This window comes from Clostridium sp. 7_2_43FAA (assembly GCF_000158375.2).
Lineage (GTDB): Bacteria > Bacillota > Clostridia > Clostridiales > Clostridiaceae > Clostridium > Clostridium tertium.
In genome coordinates this window covers 77,813-92,564 of record NZ_JH815220.1, presented here as the reverse complement: position 1 = coordinate 92,564, position 14,752 = coordinate 77,813, and the positions used below count along the sequence as shown (strand labels likewise).

Below are 14,752 nucleotides of genomic sequence, written 5' to 3'. Positions count from 1 at the left end.
GATGGTAAAATGAAGTTTTGCTCATTATATAGTGGGAGCAGTGGCAATAGTATATTTGTTGCTTCAGAACATGCAAAGATATTAATAGATGCGGGTTTACCAGGGAAAAAAATAGATGATGCGTTAAAAAGTATTGGAGAAAATCCAAGTGATATAGATGGGATATTTGTTACTCATGAACACTCAGATCACATAAAAGGAATAGGTGTATTATCCCGTAAATATGACATTCCTATATATAGCAATTCAGATACATGGATGGCTATGGAGGGAAGTATAGGTAAAATAAAAGAGCATAATATGAGAATAATGGATAGAAGATCAACACTATCTATAAAGGATTTAGATATAATATCATTTAATATACCTCATGATGCTGTTGCTCCAGTTGGATATACTATGCATCATAATGGCAAAAAAGTTAGTGTTATAACAGACTTTGGAATATATACAGAAGAAATACGAGATAATATAAGAGATTCAGAAGTTATGTTATTAGAAAGTAACCATGATGTAAATATGCTAAAGTTTGGGCCATATCCTTATACTTTAAAAAGAAGAATACTAAGTGAAGTTGGGCATTTATCTAATGAAGATTGTGGCAAAGCAATAGTAGACTTAATTAGATATAAGCCAAATAAAAAAATAATACTAGGGCACTTAAGTGGAACTAATAATCATCCAGATTTAGCTTTAGAAACAGTTAGTTCTGTATTGAAGGAGCATGGTATAGTACCTAAAGAGGATATTGACTTAACTATGGCTAATAGGCATAGTCCAAGTAACATAATAGAAGTTTAGTTATAAGGAAGAGGATGAGTTATTATGAATAGTAAGGAAATATATGCATGTAAAGTTCATATTGATGATGCAATGGATGATTTAATCAACTATGAAGAAACCTTTCCTATTATGGAAAAGGCTAAAGATATGAAATGTAGTTATTGTAGTGAAAATGCAGAGTACATAATTAAAGTGAATGAGTAAAAAATAATAAATTTAATATAAAACCATTAAAAAGGAGAAGGAACATATGAGTTTATATAAACAATGGACAGATATGGTAGTTGAATATGTTAAAACAAAGGGAGAGCAAGCCTTTTGGAATGAGTATATGGAAATTGAAAAGGCTATATACAGAGATATATTATCAAAGCATAAGGAAAATTATACTTTTACAATTAATGATTTAGCTAATAAGCATAATACAACTCCAGAATTTATTATGGGATTCGTTGACGGAATAAACGATAGTTTAAAGAATGATCTTGATTTAGAAGCTTTAACAGCTACTGATGAAATAGCATTAGATGTAGATTTAGAGAAATTATATTACAATATGTTAGATGCTAAAGCAGAATATCTATACACTTTACCACAATGGGAAGGAATCTTCTCACCTGAAAAGAGAAAAGAAATTCAAAAGAAATATAGAGAATCTATAATAGTAAGAAATGAAAATAAGATAGGAAGAAACGATCCTTGTACATGTGGAAGTGGAAAGAAATATAAAAAGTGCTGTGGAAAATAATTAAAAATAAAAGAGGCCTATATTTAAATAGGTCTTTTTTTGCTACAAATAAGTATATTTGGATATCTATTTAATAAGTTTATATTAGTTATAAAAAACACTTAATCTATTATGAATAATATATATTATAAATATTGGGGGAATATATGGATAGTAATTTGAAATGGGTTAATGAGCAAAAGATAAATAGAACCATAGAAGCATTAAATAATAATAATATGAACGGATATTTAGTAAATACAAAGGAAGAATTAATAGAAAAAATAAATGAAATTGTTAAAGAAGGATCAGTAGTGTCTTGTGGTGGATCTATGTCTCTTTTTGAATATGGAGTTATTGATCATTTAAGAAGTGGAAGATATGAATTCTTAGATAGATATAAAGAGGGATTAACTTCAGAGGAGATTACTAGAATCTTTAAAGAAAGCTTTCTAGCAGATGCATACTTTGCAAGTAGTAATGCAGTAACTGAAGATGGTAAATTATATAATGTTGATGGTAATGGAAATAGGGTTGCAGCAATGTTATATGGACCTGATAAGGTTATTCTTTTAGTTGGAGTAAATAAGATAGTTAAGGATATTGATGAAGCTATTAAAAGAAACAGAGAAATATGTGCACCAGCTAATGCAAAGAGATTAAATAAGAAGACACCATGTGCTAAGGTAGGATATTGCATGGATTGTAAAAGTAATGAAAAAATATGTAGAGAGTTTACTGTTATAGCAAGCCAAGGTAAAAAAGATAGAATGCATGTGATATTTATTAATGAAAATATAGGATATTAGAATAATTAAAAATTAGGAATTTACAATGAGATTTAAAAATAAAGATATTTATTTAAACAGCTTATAAAATATTGATTAAATAAGTTGAAAAATTAAGAAGTGAAGGTGTATGTTGAAAAAAGTAAATTTAAATGCCGTCATTTCTTAATTTTTGTGTCAAAAATTCTTGTATTAAATAATTATATTATATAAGAATTTATAAGGCAGGAGATATATATGTTTGAGATGTTCCCTTTTTTAATTAACAATATGATGGGTGGCATGTTCAATGGAGCTGTGAATAATAGAAATAATAATATGAATAATGGCTTCAATAATAGTTATCAATATAGTAGCTTTAATAGTGGAAGTGATATGGTTGGAATTTTTGGAGGAACATTTAGTAGTGTATTCAATCAAGTTTTTACAACTCTAATAACAAATGAAAATTTAATAAATAATATAGTTGACACAGTTTTAAATAATGACGTTGTAAATTCTGTTTTAGAAAGCATAGATGATGAATTAGATTTAGATTTTATTGACTATGGTGATAGATACCTAATAGAAGGTAAGTTAGTTGGATTTGATAAGAAAGATATAGATATAGATTATGAAGAGGATCATATAAGAATTAAAGTTAAGAGAAATCAAGTTTTTAATAATGAAAATTCAATGATTGCAGTTTTTCAAGAAGGATCTAATCTAGAAAAGAGCTTTTATGTACCCAATATTGAAGCTAATAAAATTCAAGCTGTTTATAATGCAGATGTTCTAAGAGTTTATTTAAAGAAAAGACCAGCTGTAGATAAGGATACGACAATAATAGACGTAGAAAGTTTTTCTGATGCAGATGATATTAGAGAGATAGATACCTATATAGATTTGAAATAATAAAATATATAGCATATGAGGAGAAAATGGAATGAATATAACGATAATTTCAGTAGGTAAATTAAAAGAAAAATACCTAAAGCAAGCTATTGATGAATACTCAAAAAGACTAAGTAGATACTGTAAATTAGATATAATAGAACTTCAAGATGAAAAAACTCCAGATAATGCATCTGAAAAAGAAGAGTTACAAATAAAAGATAAAGAAGGAGAACTTATATTATCTAAAATAAAAGATAATATGTTTGTAATTGCAATGGATTTAAAAGGAGAAAATTTAACTTCAGAGCAATTTGCAAACTACATAGAAAATTGTGGAGTTATGGGCAACTCTAATATTGCTTTTATAATAGGAGGAAGCTTAGGACTATCACAAAGAGTTATAAAAAGAGCAAATTATAAGCTTTGCTTCTCTAAGATGACTTTTCCTCATCAATTATTTAGAGTTATGTTATTAGAGCAAGTTTATAGAGCATTTAGGATAATGAAGAATGAACCGTATCATAAATAAGTGAGGTTTTTACTGAAATTGGATAATTGTTTTTCAAGGTTATACTTAATAAGAAGTTTAAGTATAACCTTTTTTCAATTTAAAATAATAATTAATTAAATAGGTTGAATTTTTTAGATAACTATAGTAATATTATTATGGATGTCTAGGGATGTAAAAAAAGGAGAGAAAAAATGCGATATATAGGAAGTAAAGTCTTATTGTTAGATAAAATAAAGGAAGTAATAGATGATAATGTTAATGATGAGTCTAATATTTTTTGCGATATATTTTCAGGAACAGGGACTGTAGCTAGATATTTTAAAGAATATTATCAAGTGTATTCTAACGATTTGATGTATTTTTCATATATATTACAAAAAGCAACGATAGAAAATAATAAAGTTCCTGAATTTAGTAAGTTGAAGTTGATAGGAATAAATGACCCTATTAATTATTTAGAGACATTTGATATTAGTTATATTAATTTTAGTGATAAATTATATTTTACAAGTAATAACTATGCTCCAAATGAGAAGTGTAATAGAATGTATGTAACACAAGAAAATGCAAATAGAATAGATTTTATAAGAATTAAACTTGATGAATGGAAGAGAGATAATCTTATAGATGAACAAGAGTATTCATATTTATTAGCATGTTTAATTGAAGGAATTCCATATGTATCTAATATATCAGGAACTTATGGGGCATATTTAAAAAAGTGGGATAAACGAGCACTAAATACTATTGAACTAAAGAGGTTAGACATAACAGATAATAATAAAAAGAATAAGTGTTTCAATAAAGATGCTAATGAATTAATAAAAGAAATTGAGGGTGATATTTTGTATTTAGACCCACCATATAATTCAAGGCAATATGTACCGAACTATCATGTGTTAGAAACTATAGCAAGGAATGATTATCCAGAAATATATGGAGTAACAGGGTTAAGAAATTATGATAAGCAAAAATCGAAGTATTGTAATAAAAGATATGTGAAAGAATCATTTGAAATGTTAATTAAGGAGGCAAACTTTAAACATATAGTTGTTAGTTATAGTACCGACGGATTAATGACAGTAGATGAAATAGAGAAAATACTTAAAAAATATGGTATAGATAGTACATTCAAATTGTATAAAATACCGTACAGAAAATATAAAAGTAAGCATGAACAAAAAACTATAGAATTATATGAATTAATATTTTATATTGAGAAAAAACAAAAGAGTAGACCAAGTGTTAATAACAAAAATAATAAAAAACATGAATGTAATATAAGTAAGTATAAAGGCAAAGAAAAAAAGAAATATATAAAAAGTCCATTAAATTACATTGGGGGTAAGTATAAATTGTTAGAGCAGATTATCCCTATGTTTCCAGACAAAATAGAAACATTTATTGACTTATTTGCTGGAGGATTTAATGTTGGTATAAATGTAGAAGCTAATAAAGTAATATGCAATGATTATAATAACTTTATTATTGATTTATTTAATGAATTTAATAATAATACAGAGGAAAAAATAATAAAACATATCGAGGGAAGAATAGATGAATTCAAATTATCAAAAGAAAATGAAGAGGGGTTTAAAGCGTTTAGAGAATACTATAATAACACTAAGCATCCATTAGATTTATATACATTAGTATGCTATTCTTTTAATTATCAATTTAGATTTAATAGAAATTTTGAATATAATAATCCATTTGGAAGAAATAGAAGTCAATTCTCATCTGTATTAAAAGGTAATTTAGTTAAGTTTCTAGAAAGTATGCATAGTAAGGATATAATATTTACATGTAAGGATTTTATTGATGTATCATTTGAAAATCTTAATGGAAATAGTTTTATATATTGTGACCCACCATATTTAATTACAACAGGTTCATATAATGATGGAAATAGAGGATTTAAAAATTGGACGGAAACAGAAGAAAAAATGTTACTAGATTATTTAGATAGAGTAAACCAAAGAGGAATAAAATTTGCATTATCTAATGTTTTTGAACATAAAGGCAAAAGTAATGAGATATTAAAAGAATGGAGTAAAAAATATAATGTAAAGTACTTAAATCATGATTATTCAAATTCAAGTTACAATACGAAAAAGGGGAAGAGTGAAGAAGTATTAATAACTAATTATTAATACTGTAATAGATGTAAGAATATACTGGAATGTATATTCTTCTTTTTTTTCATATATATGATAAAATTAATATATATGGATTTATGGAGGAGTATATATGATTAACATAATTGACGTAAATAATAAAACTATTAGAACTTTTGGATGGGTTCAGAATCCAAGTAATTTTGAAAGCTTAAAAAAAGTTGTAGCAATATTTGATAATACATCAAAGACATATAATGAATTAAAAGATAAGAAAATAAAAAAGTTAGTAGACGAAAGAGATGGGCAAAAAGAACTATTAAATGCTTTAAATGCTAATCCTTTAAAGATAAAGTATTGTAATTTAGTAGGGACATCTTTTACTCCACGAAGTTCTGCAAGATGTAATGGAATAGTACAAGCCACAGTAAAAGGACAAAGAAAAGAGTTCATAGATGATTGGTCATCTGATAACTTTGTAAGATGGGCACATGCTTTAGGCTTTATTAAATATAATTATGATACAGATACATTTGAGATAACCGATGTAGGAAGAAAGTATGTACAGAGTGAAGATGATAGCAATGAGGAAAGTACAATTTTAGAAGAAGCAATGTTATCATATCCACCAGTAGCAAGGGTTTTGACATTGCTTTCCAATGGAGAACATTTAACAAAATATGAAATAGGTAAGAAATTAGGATTTGTAGGGGAAGCTGGTTTTACTAGTTTGCCATTGAATGTATTAATTATGACATTAGCTACTACAGATGAGCCGAAGGAAAAAAATAAAATTAAAACAGACTGGGATGGGTCTTCTGATAAATATGCAAGAATGATTTCTGGTTGGTTAGTAAAATTAGGATTATTGGTACAAAGACCTAAATTGGTTACTGTAGATTTTGGTGGTGAATTATATAGCGAAACAATAGGACATGCTTATATGATTACGGATAGGGGATTAAAAGCTGTTAGAAGATTATTAGGAATAAATAAAGTTGCGAGGGTTTCAAAAAATGTTTTTTGGGAAATGCTTGCAACAAAAGGAATAGATAAAAATTATATAAGAACTCGAAGAGCATATATTTTAAAAATATTAATTGAATCTAATAAGGTATTAACTTTAGAGGATATAAAAGGAAAGTTGAAATTAGCGAGTATTAATGAATCTATTAATACTATTAAAGACGATATTAATGGATTAATTAATACAGGTATAAATATTAAGAGTGAAACAACTGGGTATAAAATATATGATTCAATTAATGATTTTATTATACCTAAAACAGGAGATACAGAGGGAATAAAGAGTAATATTAGCTTATTAAAAGATGAATTAAGAGGGCAAATAAGTCATATTTCACATGAGTATTTATCATTAATAGATTTAGCATTTGATAGTAAGCAAAATAGGTTATTTGAAATGAAAGTTTTAGAGTTGTTAGTTAATGAGTATGGATTTAAAGGAAGGCATCTAGGTGGAAGTAGAAAACCTGATGGTATAGTTTATTCAACAACTTTAGAAGATAATTTTGGAATAATAGTAGATACTAAAGCTTATTCAGAAGGGTATAGCTTACCTATAAGTCAAGCTGATGAAATGGAGAGATATGTTAGAGAAAACTCTAATAGAGATGAGGAAGTAAACCCTAATAAGTGGTGGGAAAACTTTTCAGAAGAAGTCAAAAAGTATTATTTTGTATTCATATCAGGTTCCTTTAAGGGCAAATTTGAAGAACAATTAAGAAGATTGAGCATGACTACTGGGGTTAACGGTTCAGCTGTTAATGTAGTAAATTTATTACTAGGAGCTGAAAAAATAAGGTCTGGAGAAATGACTATTGAAGAATTAGAGAGAGCTATGTTTAATAACTCGGAATTTATATTGAAGTATTAATTAATAATATAAATATATATTATAAAGGTGATAAGGGTTCTTATATGTAAAAACATGTAAGAGCCTTTTACTATTATGAGGAGGGGATAATAAGTTGAAAAAGGTTTATCTAAAAGAAGAATTTAAAAAATTAAATGAGTATCCCATAGAGGTTATTGAAAATATTAGAGGAACAATATCCATACTAAACAAAGCATATGGAATTGATAGGGATATAGAATCTGACTTAGGTGGATATATAGTTATAGCAGAAAATATCGTAGATATCGAAATACTGAAACAAGATAAATTACAAGGGTTGATACCAGAATATACTGATATAATTGAATGCAGTGAAGGAGTTAATTGGACTTCTTCACTATTTTTGCTTTCAAGCGATTATGCAATTGTAGTAGTAACAACAGAAGAACTTTCTAAGTTCCTACTAGAATAAGATAAGGAGGTTGAATAAACATGAGTAAGAAGAGTGAAGAAAAGATAATCAAGGAAACTAAGTACTGTAAGATAATAAACCAAGGAAAAGTTGGAGAAGGAGAGTACACATACTCAATAGAGAAAATCTACATCAAGGAGCTAAAGAGAGATGAAGTAAGGTTCTGTGTCTACAAGGCAACTAGAAGAGGTGATGAAACATACATTCCAAGAAGTCTTGATGTAACAGAACTAGAACTAATAGAGTTAATAAAAGAGGCAATAAGAGAGAAAGTATTTTCAGAAGGCTTCATTGAAATATTAAAACAAGAAATAAATAAAATCTAAAAGTCTTAATTGCTATAAAGATAGTGATTAAGACTTTTTTACATTTAAATAAAAGTATAGAAAGAGGGAGTATAAATGTTTAATAAAGATAATGTGTTTATTGCAGTTAATGAAGAAGTTTCTTCATTAATTCAACAATATATAATAAGAGAAATTAAGAAGGTATTAGATAAATATAAGAGTATAAAAACAGAAGAGGTAAGAAGTGTAGAAAAATTAATAAAAAGTATAAGCAATGAAGAGTTAAAGGAGGAATTTCTAAATGATTGGAGTATGTCAGTAAAGTTAGCAAAAGAAGTTGGAGAAAATGAAGTTGATGATAGGATAATTTCTATGTACCAAAACCTAAAAAGTAATGGATTAGAAGAATTATCAATAGGTCATGTTATCAATTGGTGTAATGAGTTAGCTGAACAAGGTTATGTAATGATTGATGATTATAGCATAATTTATAAAAGTTCAGCTAATCTAAAAGAGATTTCAAGAGAGCTATTAGATGATATGCTTGATGATGCGATTTATGTTGATTCATTAATAGATAAAGATTCATTAGTTGAATATTGGATAGAGCAAACAAGTAAGGAAGAGGTAATAGATGATTTAATTAGAGAAAATAATATTGAAGAATTATTAGGACTTGTTCCAGAAACCATATATGAAGATGAATATAATAAATATTTATATTCTGAAATAGATTGTTAAGAGGTTATATCTTAGTTAATAAGGTATAACCTTTTTACTTTTTAGATAAAGATGAAAACTAATAATAAGGAGAGAATTAAAGATGTTCAAGAAAGACAATAGATATGTAACTAGAGGTGTAAATGAGGAAGTAGATGTAAGATTACAACTTATAATGTGGAGCATGATTGATAAGCTAAAGGATGAAGGAAATGTTGAACTGGATTACTTACAGATTTTCAGGATAAGAAAAGAAAAGACCTTTGATTATGATAGTAAAGAGCTTCTAGGAGTAATGCGTTTTGACTTCTATGACAGAGTACTTGCTAATCAATGGAATTCTAAAAATCTAATAATAGAATTGAATGATAGAAAAGAAATAGACCTAAAGAAACTACAAGAAGAACTAAATTACATTCAGTTTACATTGATAAAAGACTTCAGTAAAGTTGTAGAGCTATGTAATGGTACAGGCTATGATAAAGAAACTTTAGTATATATAGAGCTTGAAGAAGGTAAATATGTAGTGAAGTTAATACCTGTGCTAGATAGCTATTCATATATATATACTTATAAAAGATAGGAGGAGAAATTAATGGATGTTATAGCAGTAATCAAAGTAGTTGGAACAATATTAACAGTTGTAGCAACTTCTGTAGAAGCAATAAATAAGAAGTAGTAAATAAAGAAGTAATAAGTTAAGAAAGATAGTATCGTTATAATTAAGAAATAATAACTTGATTATAACGATATTATTATAAGAAGTTAAGAATATATTTTTTTAGTAGTTAATAAGTAATAATACTTATAAGTTAAGAAATTAAGAAGTGAGTAATAAAGAAAAGAGAAATAAGAAGTTATAAACATAAGAAAATAATAATAGATACTTTTACTTGAAAGATTAGAAATGTAATAGACAATCCTAGTCATTCAGTTGGAGGAATACCTCAAAAAGCTACGATAGTACATAAGAAAACAGAGATTTCAAAAAATGTGAATAAGAGTAGCACCAAAATTGAAAAGCTGTGAATAGAGGCTAAATCGACGGTTTTCAGATGAACTGATGAAAAGGTACCGAAATTCATAGTAGAGAGTAGATTGATAACTTTGCAATCTAAGATAACAAGGCATGAAGGAATACCGAAATCTGAAAGCATAGGAAATCCTACCGTTCCTAATTCCACTTGAAATCGATGGAGCAATTCAACAATACAATATGTCATTGATGAATTTTTTCACTGAAAATGAAATGTATTAGGTTGAGAAGCTAGGATAATAAGGGAAGAAAAGGTGTATGAGCTTGAAGGTACAGAAAATCCTATGCTCAATAATTCCACTTGAAATCAAGGGGAATCGGGAACACATAATATATATCGGGTGAATCAATTCCACTCAAAAATAAAAGAATTGAGAGTGTAAAACATATAAATAATGAAACTTGGAACTAGGATAGAGGAACTGAGAACACGGAGCTTGGAAAAAGCGACGGGGGGTAGGGGGGATAAGAACCTAAAGAAAAATAAGAATTGAAATAGATTACTAAAAATCTATTTCAATTAAAAATAAAGATAGAATAGAAGAAAAGATAATAAGAATAAATTAATAAAGAAGTATAGATTGATAAGAAGTAAATCTAATCAGAATAAGAAAATAATATAATTAATCAGATAATATAATAAAAGTAATTGATTAAGAAAATATAATAACAGTATCAAGTAATGATAATAGAGTGAAAAAAGTATAATCAATTAAGAATTGTAGCAATAAGTAATAGAAGTAATTAGAATAATAAGATTTACTAATATAATTAATCAAGTAAAAACTATAATAGTATCAAGAAATATAATAATCGAAGATTGATAATTCAATAAGTTAATTGAGTAAGATAATTAGAGTAATAATACTAAGATAACTAATCAGATGTAGTAATGATAGTAACTGATAAAGAAATACTAACTATATCAATTAATGATAGTAGAATAAAGAAAATCTAATCAATGAATGAAATAATAATCAAGGTGATAGAGATAAGAAAATATAATCTACCAACCAATATAAATATATAAAAAAGCAACGATAACACATCAGAAAACAGAGAGTTAATAAAGAGTGAATAAATAATAGCAATCAAAATAAAAGCTACGAATAAAGGCTAAATCAAGTGTTTTTACTTATATGTTCAAATATATATTATAAATCCGATAAGAGAGTTAATGTTTCTAATGGAAGAAGCATTAACTCTTTTTATATATTAAATAGTATTAAGAAAGGAGTCTATACATAGCATGAAGTTTTAACAGAATTATTCAATGAGTTATTCGCATGAATAATCATTTTAAAGTGGTTATTATTTTTTAGGGAGGTGAGATTGATATGAATATTACAAAAGAGGATTTTAATGGGGTATATTCAATAATTTTTGAAAGCATAGGAGAGGAGGTTACAAGAGAAATACATAGTAATTTCAAAGGACAACAGTTTAATTTTCCTAAAAGATTGTATTCAAAAGAATATGTGATTAGGTATTTAAAGGAGAAGTATGATGGAAGCAATGTAAGGCAGTTAGCTAAAGAGCTTGATTATTCAGAAAGATGGTTACAAGCAATAATCAATAGAGAAAATATAAAAAATAAGTCATAAAAAGCATACTATATTACAAAAATCTACAAAAATATATATAATTATATGATAATATAATTATAGGAAAATTTATCATATAAAAGGAGAGAAATATGAAAAAGGAGATATATGTAAATACAAGAAAGTCAATGAAAGATGCAATTGATGAAAAGTATGATGTGATAGTAGTTACTGGAGAAATAGTAGAGGAAGTAAAGAAAGAAGCTAATAGTAATGTTAAGAAAACAATAAATAATCTTTCTAATATATCAATAATAGGAGGAATATTTGTATTTCCACTATTGATAGCTGGATTAGCAGGAAAAGTTCTAAGTAAAGATGATTTTAAGAAATATAATGTTGAAATAGATGGAGATGCAATCGTATTGACTAGGAAGAAGTAATTATTGGAGGAGAAGAGATGAAAAGGAAGATATTGTTAATAGTAGGAGTATTAATGATAGGATTAATACTTGTTGGATGTGGAAATAGTGTTGTAAAGAAATCAATTGAACAAGCTAAGACTTCAATAGAAAGTAAAGAGTATGATAAAGCATTAGCATCATTACAACTAGCTCTTGATGAAGATAAAGACAATGAAGAAGCTAATAAAATATATTCAATAGTTGATGGCTATCAGAAAGCTAAAAAACTAGTTGATGAGAATAAAATAACAGAAGCTAAAGAGATGACTAATGGAATAAATAGTGATTATATAAACTATGCAATAAAAGAAGATATAGATAACTTAAAAAGTCAGATAGATAATTACTTGAAAGAAGTTGATAATATAACAGCATTGTTAAATGAAGCAGAAAATATGTTCAATAATAAACAATATGTTGAATGTAAAAATCATATAAACGATAAGATAATAGGTTCACAATATGTAACAGATGAGCAAAAAGTAAAAGCTGAGGAATTAGTAAAGAAATCCGATGAAGCGATAAATGAAATAGAAGTTCAAAGAATTGCAGAAGAAAAAAAGAAGCAAGAAGAAGCTAAAAAGGCAGAGGAAGAAAAGAAAAAACAACAATCATCAGTAAAGAGATACTATGTTCCTCATTTAAATAAGTCATTAACAATGGATGAAATGTTTAATGAATATAATAAAACAGCTATTCCATTTGACTATGTAGATAATGGAAATACTTATATGTTTAACCCAGGAAGTGCTAAGCCAACTGAACCAGCATATTAGAAATAATAGAGCCTTAATTTACTTGTTGAAGTAAATTAAGGCTCTTATTTTTTTATTAAAGTTTAGTGAAAATTAATTGAAAATTGATTAAAATAGAAATAATTATAGGAATAAGAGAGGGAAATAATACAGATGAAAGAAATAAGTAACAAAAGTAAGAGTTTTGAATTAATTTTAAAATATTTTCACTTGGGAACAATATCATCAGCTGAGGTTAAAAAATATGAAAGAAGTAAAAAGAGAATATTAAATGTAAATTTAGGTATGATTATAGGAGCGGAATATATACACTATAGAATTCTATATACAGAGGAAGATATAGTTTATAATAGCATTTCATATGGGAAAGATAGACGGAATAATAAGTATACTAGTATTACTAATAATAAAAATAATAGAAAATCAACTATTTTAGAAAAAATGGAATTTATTAATAATACAATAAAAGAATTTAACGAATATTATGGAGAAAATGCTAATATTACTATTTTAACTACTTTTGATGAGGATATTAGATTAATAACTAAGAAAATAGATACTATAGTATTTGAGATAATAGATAAAAAGATACTTAATGATATTATAAAGGATAATAAAATAGATAATGATATATTTTTTAAGGAAGCTATGGAATTTAAAAAGAGAGAATTTAAATCAATAGTAGATGTTAAAAAGAAGATTAATAATATGGTTAATCCTACAAAGTACAATAAATATATGGAAGAAATATAATATTAAAAACTATATTACTAAATAGTGATAGCAATATGGAGAAAATATAGCGTAATGCTTAGGAAAATGAAGATAATTTAAATTGAAAATAATATTTTAAAAATCACGGGAGGAAGTCTTGGACTTCCTCCTTTTTATTCGGAAATAGCTGATAGTGAGTCATAAGAAAATAATAAGTAATTATAGTATATTGAGATTGAGCCATGAATGAGCACTAAAATTAAGAAAAACAATGAAAGGGGAATGATAAAAATGGCAGTAATAAGAAGAAGAAAGCCACCAACAAGCAAAGATATTGAAGTTAAAAAAAAGACAACAGAAGAGTTGAATATGTTTCAAGAAAAAAATGATTTAGTGAAATCAGTAGATGCTGAGCCAGAGATTAAAGTACGAGAGCATTTAAACAACAATGTTTTAGATGGATTTGAGCCAGCTAAAAGTAAAACTATACCGAGAAGTACAAGTAAGGGAGGAGTAGTTGGAATAGTAAATTCTAAATCTGTAAAAAAAATTAGTATTTCAAGAGAAGCAGTGAGTAGGATGAATAATCCTAAATATATATCAATATCACTTTCAAGAGATAGCTTTGCAATAGGGGAAGAATTACCGAATAATAATAATCCTTTAAATATTAAAACTGATAATGGAAAGGCGGTGATATATTCTTCTGAGCTAGTATCAGAGATAACTGATAAGTATGGATTAGATTTTAGTAATAGGACATCTATAACATTTTCAGATGTTGAATATATACAACATAATGGACTTACTATAGCAATAATAAAAGTAAAGTAGGAGGTATTAATTATATATGAAAAGATTAAATGAGAGAGATGATTTTACATTATTAGAGGGAGCTTATGAATGTGAAGTAAGTTTAGAAGAACAAGAAAAAATAATGAATAGTAAGTGGTTTAATGATTGGATGAAAGAATATCATTCAAAGAGTGAAAACTTTTTTTTGGAGTAATTGAATATAAAGTTTAGTACATAAGGTTGATATCATTCAAAATGAGAATGATATCGACTACATAAAATAAATGTTGTAAGGAGAGATAAAT

General features: G+C 26.7%; 18 protein-coding genes. All 18 read left to right on the top strand.

What is annotated here, in order from left to right; translation table 11 throughout:
• Positions 1-9: 9 nt before the first annotated feature.
• The 18 genes from CSBG_RS00470 to CSBG_RS18165 all read left to right on the top strand — a co-directional run bounded on the left by CSBG_RS00470 (position 10) and on the right by CSBG_RS18165 (position 14,661).
• Entirely contained in the window at positions 10-801 is a 792-nt protein-coding gene (locus CSBG_RS00470) for an MBL fold metallo-hydrolase (RefSeq protein WP_008676104.1), read from the top strand.
• Between the two features lie 24 nt (positions 802-825).
• The gene (locus CSBG_RS17870) at positions 826-987 is read left to right on the top strand and encodes a CxxH/CxxC protein (protein WP_008676103.1); all 162 of its coding nucleotides are present in this window, start codon (positions 826-828) and stop codon (positions 985-987) included.
• A gap of 46 nt (positions 988-1,033) precedes the next feature.
• Positions 1,034-1,531, top strand: coding sequence for an SEC-C metal-binding domain-containing protein (locus CSBG_RS00465; RefSeq protein ID WP_008676102.1), 498 nt, complete (start codon positions 1,034-1,036; stop codon positions 1,529-1,531).
• Between the two features lie 146 nt (positions 1,532-1,677).
• Positions 1,678-2,319 carry a lactate utilization protein gene (locus tag CSBG_RS00460; protein WP_008676100.1) on the top strand — a complete coding sequence of 214 codons (642 nt, stop codon included), beginning with the start codon at positions 1,678-1,680 and terminating at the stop codon, positions 2,317-2,319.
• Between the two features lie 216 nt (positions 2,320-2,535).
• The gene (locus tag CSBG_RS00455) at positions 2,536-3,192 is read left to right on the top strand and encodes an Hsp20/alpha crystallin family protein (RefSeq protein ID WP_008676098.1); all 657 of its coding nucleotides are present in this window, start codon (positions 2,536-2,538) and stop codon (positions 3,190-3,192) included.
• A gap of 31 nt (positions 3,193-3,223) precedes the next feature.
• Positions 3,224-3,703 (top strand): 23S rRNA (pseudouridine(1915)-N(3))-methyltransferase RlmH, encoded by a 480-nt coding sequence (rlmH, locus tag CSBG_RS00450; protein WP_008676096.1) that lies wholly within the window; start codon positions 3,224-3,226, stop codon positions 3,701-3,703.
• A 173-nt stretch (positions 3,704-3,876) separates the two neighbouring features.
• Positions 3,877-5,838: a Dam family site-specific DNA-(adenine-N6)-methyltransferase gene (locus CSBG_RS17625; protein WP_008676094.1), complete on the top strand. Its 1,962-nt coding sequence runs from the start codon at positions 3,877-3,879 to the stop codon at positions 5,836-5,838.
• A 97-nt stretch (positions 5,839-5,935) separates the two neighbouring features.
• Positions 5,936-7,699 (top strand): restriction endonuclease FokI C-terminal domain-containing protein, encoded by a 1,764-nt coding sequence (locus tag CSBG_RS00440; RefSeq protein WP_008676092.1) that lies wholly within the window; start codon positions 5,936-5,938, stop codon positions 7,697-7,699.
• 94 nt (positions 7,700-7,793) lie between these two features.
• Entirely contained in the window at positions 7,794-8,132 is a 339-nt protein-coding gene (locus tag CSBG_RS00435; RefSeq protein WP_008676090.1) for a hypothetical protein, read from the top strand.
• A gap of 20 nt (positions 8,133-8,152) precedes the next feature.
• Positions 8,153-8,458: a hypothetical protein gene (locus tag CSBG_RS00430; protein WP_008676088.1), complete on the top strand. Its 306-nt coding sequence runs from the start codon at positions 8,153-8,155 to the stop codon at positions 8,456-8,458.
• 75 nt (positions 8,459-8,533) lie between these two features.
• A complete protein-coding gene (locus CSBG_RS00425; RefSeq protein ID WP_008676086.1) occupies positions 8,534-9,160 on the top strand; it encodes a hypothetical protein in 627 nt (208 codons plus the stop codon).
• A gap of 82 nt (positions 9,161-9,242) precedes the next feature.
• A complete protein-coding gene (locus CSBG_RS00420) occupies positions 9,243-9,722 on the top strand; it encodes a DUF960 family protein (protein ID WP_008676084.1) in 480 nt (159 codons plus the stop codon).
• 1,790 nt (positions 9,723-11,512) lie between these two features.
• The gene (locus CSBG_RS00415; RefSeq protein ID WP_008676082.1) at positions 11,513-11,779 is read left to right on the top strand and encodes a Mor transcription activator family protein; all 267 of its coding nucleotides are present in this window, start codon (positions 11,513-11,515) and stop codon (positions 11,777-11,779) included.
• A 92-nt stretch (positions 11,780-11,871) separates the two neighbouring features.
• The gene (locus CSBG_RS00410; RefSeq protein WP_008676080.1) at positions 11,872-12,162 is read left to right on the top strand and encodes a hypothetical protein; all 291 of its coding nucleotides are present in this window, start codon (positions 11,872-11,874) and stop codon (positions 12,160-12,162) included.
• Between the two features lie 17 nt (positions 12,163-12,179).
• Positions 12,180-12,959: a hypothetical protein gene (locus CSBG_RS00405; protein WP_008676079.1), complete on the top strand. Its 780-nt coding sequence runs from the start codon at positions 12,180-12,182 to the stop codon at positions 12,957-12,959.
• Between the two features lie 132 nt (positions 12,960-13,091).
• On the top strand, positions 13,092-13,691 hold the full coding sequence (locus CSBG_RS00400; RefSeq protein WP_008676077.1) for a hypothetical protein: 600 nt from the start codon (positions 13,092-13,094) through the stop codon (positions 13,689-13,691).
• A gap of 252 nt (positions 13,692-13,943) precedes the next feature.
• Complete coding sequence (locus CSBG_RS00395) at positions 13,944-14,486, top strand: hypothetical protein (RefSeq protein WP_035284771.1); 543 nt, start codon at positions 13,944-13,946, stop codon at positions 14,484-14,486.
• Between the two features lie 16 nt (positions 14,487-14,502).
• A complete protein-coding gene (locus CSBG_RS18165; RefSeq protein ID WP_008676074.1) occupies positions 14,503-14,661 on the top strand; it encodes a hypothetical protein in 159 nt (52 codons plus the stop codon).
• Positions 14,662-14,752 lie beyond the last annotated feature (91 nt).

What these genes read in the sequence shown, in the direction of transcription:
- CSBG_RS00470 (WP_008676104.1), top strand. Translation starts at nt 10, where the DNA reads ATGAAGTTTTGCTCATTATATAGTGGGAGCAGTGGCAATAGTATATTT.
- CSBG_RS17870 (WP_008676103.1), top strand. Translation starts at nt 826, where the DNA reads ATGAATAGTAAGGAAATATATGCATGTAAAGTTCATATTGATGATGCA.
- CSBG_RS00465 (WP_008676102.1), top strand. Translation starts at nt 1,034, where the DNA reads ATGAGTTTATATAAACAATGGACAGATATGGTAGTTGAATATGTTAAA.
- CSBG_RS00460 (WP_008676100.1), top strand. Translation starts at nt 1,678, where the DNA reads ATGGATAGTAATTTGAAATGGGTTAATGAGCAAAAGATAAATAGAACC.
- CSBG_RS00455 (WP_008676098.1), top strand. Translation starts at nt 2,536, where the DNA reads ATGTTTGAGATGTTCCCTTTTTTAATTAACAATATGATGGGTGGCATG.
- rlmH (WP_008676096.1), top strand. Translation starts at nt 3,224, where the DNA reads ATGAATATAACGATAATTTCAGTAGGTAAATTAAAAGAAAAATACCTA.
- CSBG_RS17625 (WP_008676094.1), top strand. Translation starts at nt 3,877, where the DNA reads ATGCGATATATAGGAAGTAAAGTCTTATTGTTAGATAAAATAAAGGAA.
- CSBG_RS00440 (WP_008676092.1), top strand. Translation starts at nt 5,936, where the DNA reads ATGATTAACATAATTGACGTAAATAATAAAACTATTAGAACTTTTGGA.
- CSBG_RS00430 (WP_008676088.1), top strand. Translation starts at nt 8,153, where the DNA reads ATGAGTAAGAAGAGTGAAGAAAAGATAATCAAGGAAACTAAGTACTGT.
- CSBG_RS00425 (WP_008676086.1), top strand. Translation starts at nt 8,534, where the DNA reads ATGTTTAATAAAGATAATGTGTTTATTGCAGTTAATGAAGAAGTTTCT.
- CSBG_RS00420 (WP_008676084.1), top strand. Translation starts at nt 9,243, where the DNA reads ATGTTCAAGAAAGACAATAGATATGTAACTAGAGGTGTAAATGAGGAA.
- CSBG_RS00415 (WP_008676082.1), top strand. Translation starts at nt 11,513, where the DNA reads ATGAATATTACAAAAGAGGATTTTAATGGGGTATATTCAATAATTTTT.
- CSBG_RS00410 (WP_008676080.1), top strand. Translation starts at nt 11,872, where the DNA reads ATGAAAAAGGAGATATATGTAAATACAAGAAAGTCAATGAAAGATGCA.
- CSBG_RS00405 (WP_008676079.1), top strand. Translation starts at nt 12,180, where the DNA reads ATGAAAAGGAAGATATTGTTAATAGTAGGAGTATTAATGATAGGATTA.
- CSBG_RS00400 (WP_008676077.1), top strand. Translation starts at nt 13,092, where the DNA reads ATGAAAGAAATAAGTAACAAAAGTAAGAGTTTTGAATTAATTTTAAAA.
- CSBG_RS00395 (WP_035284771.1), top strand. Translation starts at nt 13,944, where the DNA reads ATGGCAGTAATAAGAAGAAGAAAGCCACCAACAAGCAAAGATATTGAA.
- CSBG_RS18165 (WP_008676074.1), top strand. Translation starts at nt 14,503, where the DNA reads ATGAAAAGATTAAATGAGAGAGATGATTTTACATTATTAGAGGGAGCT.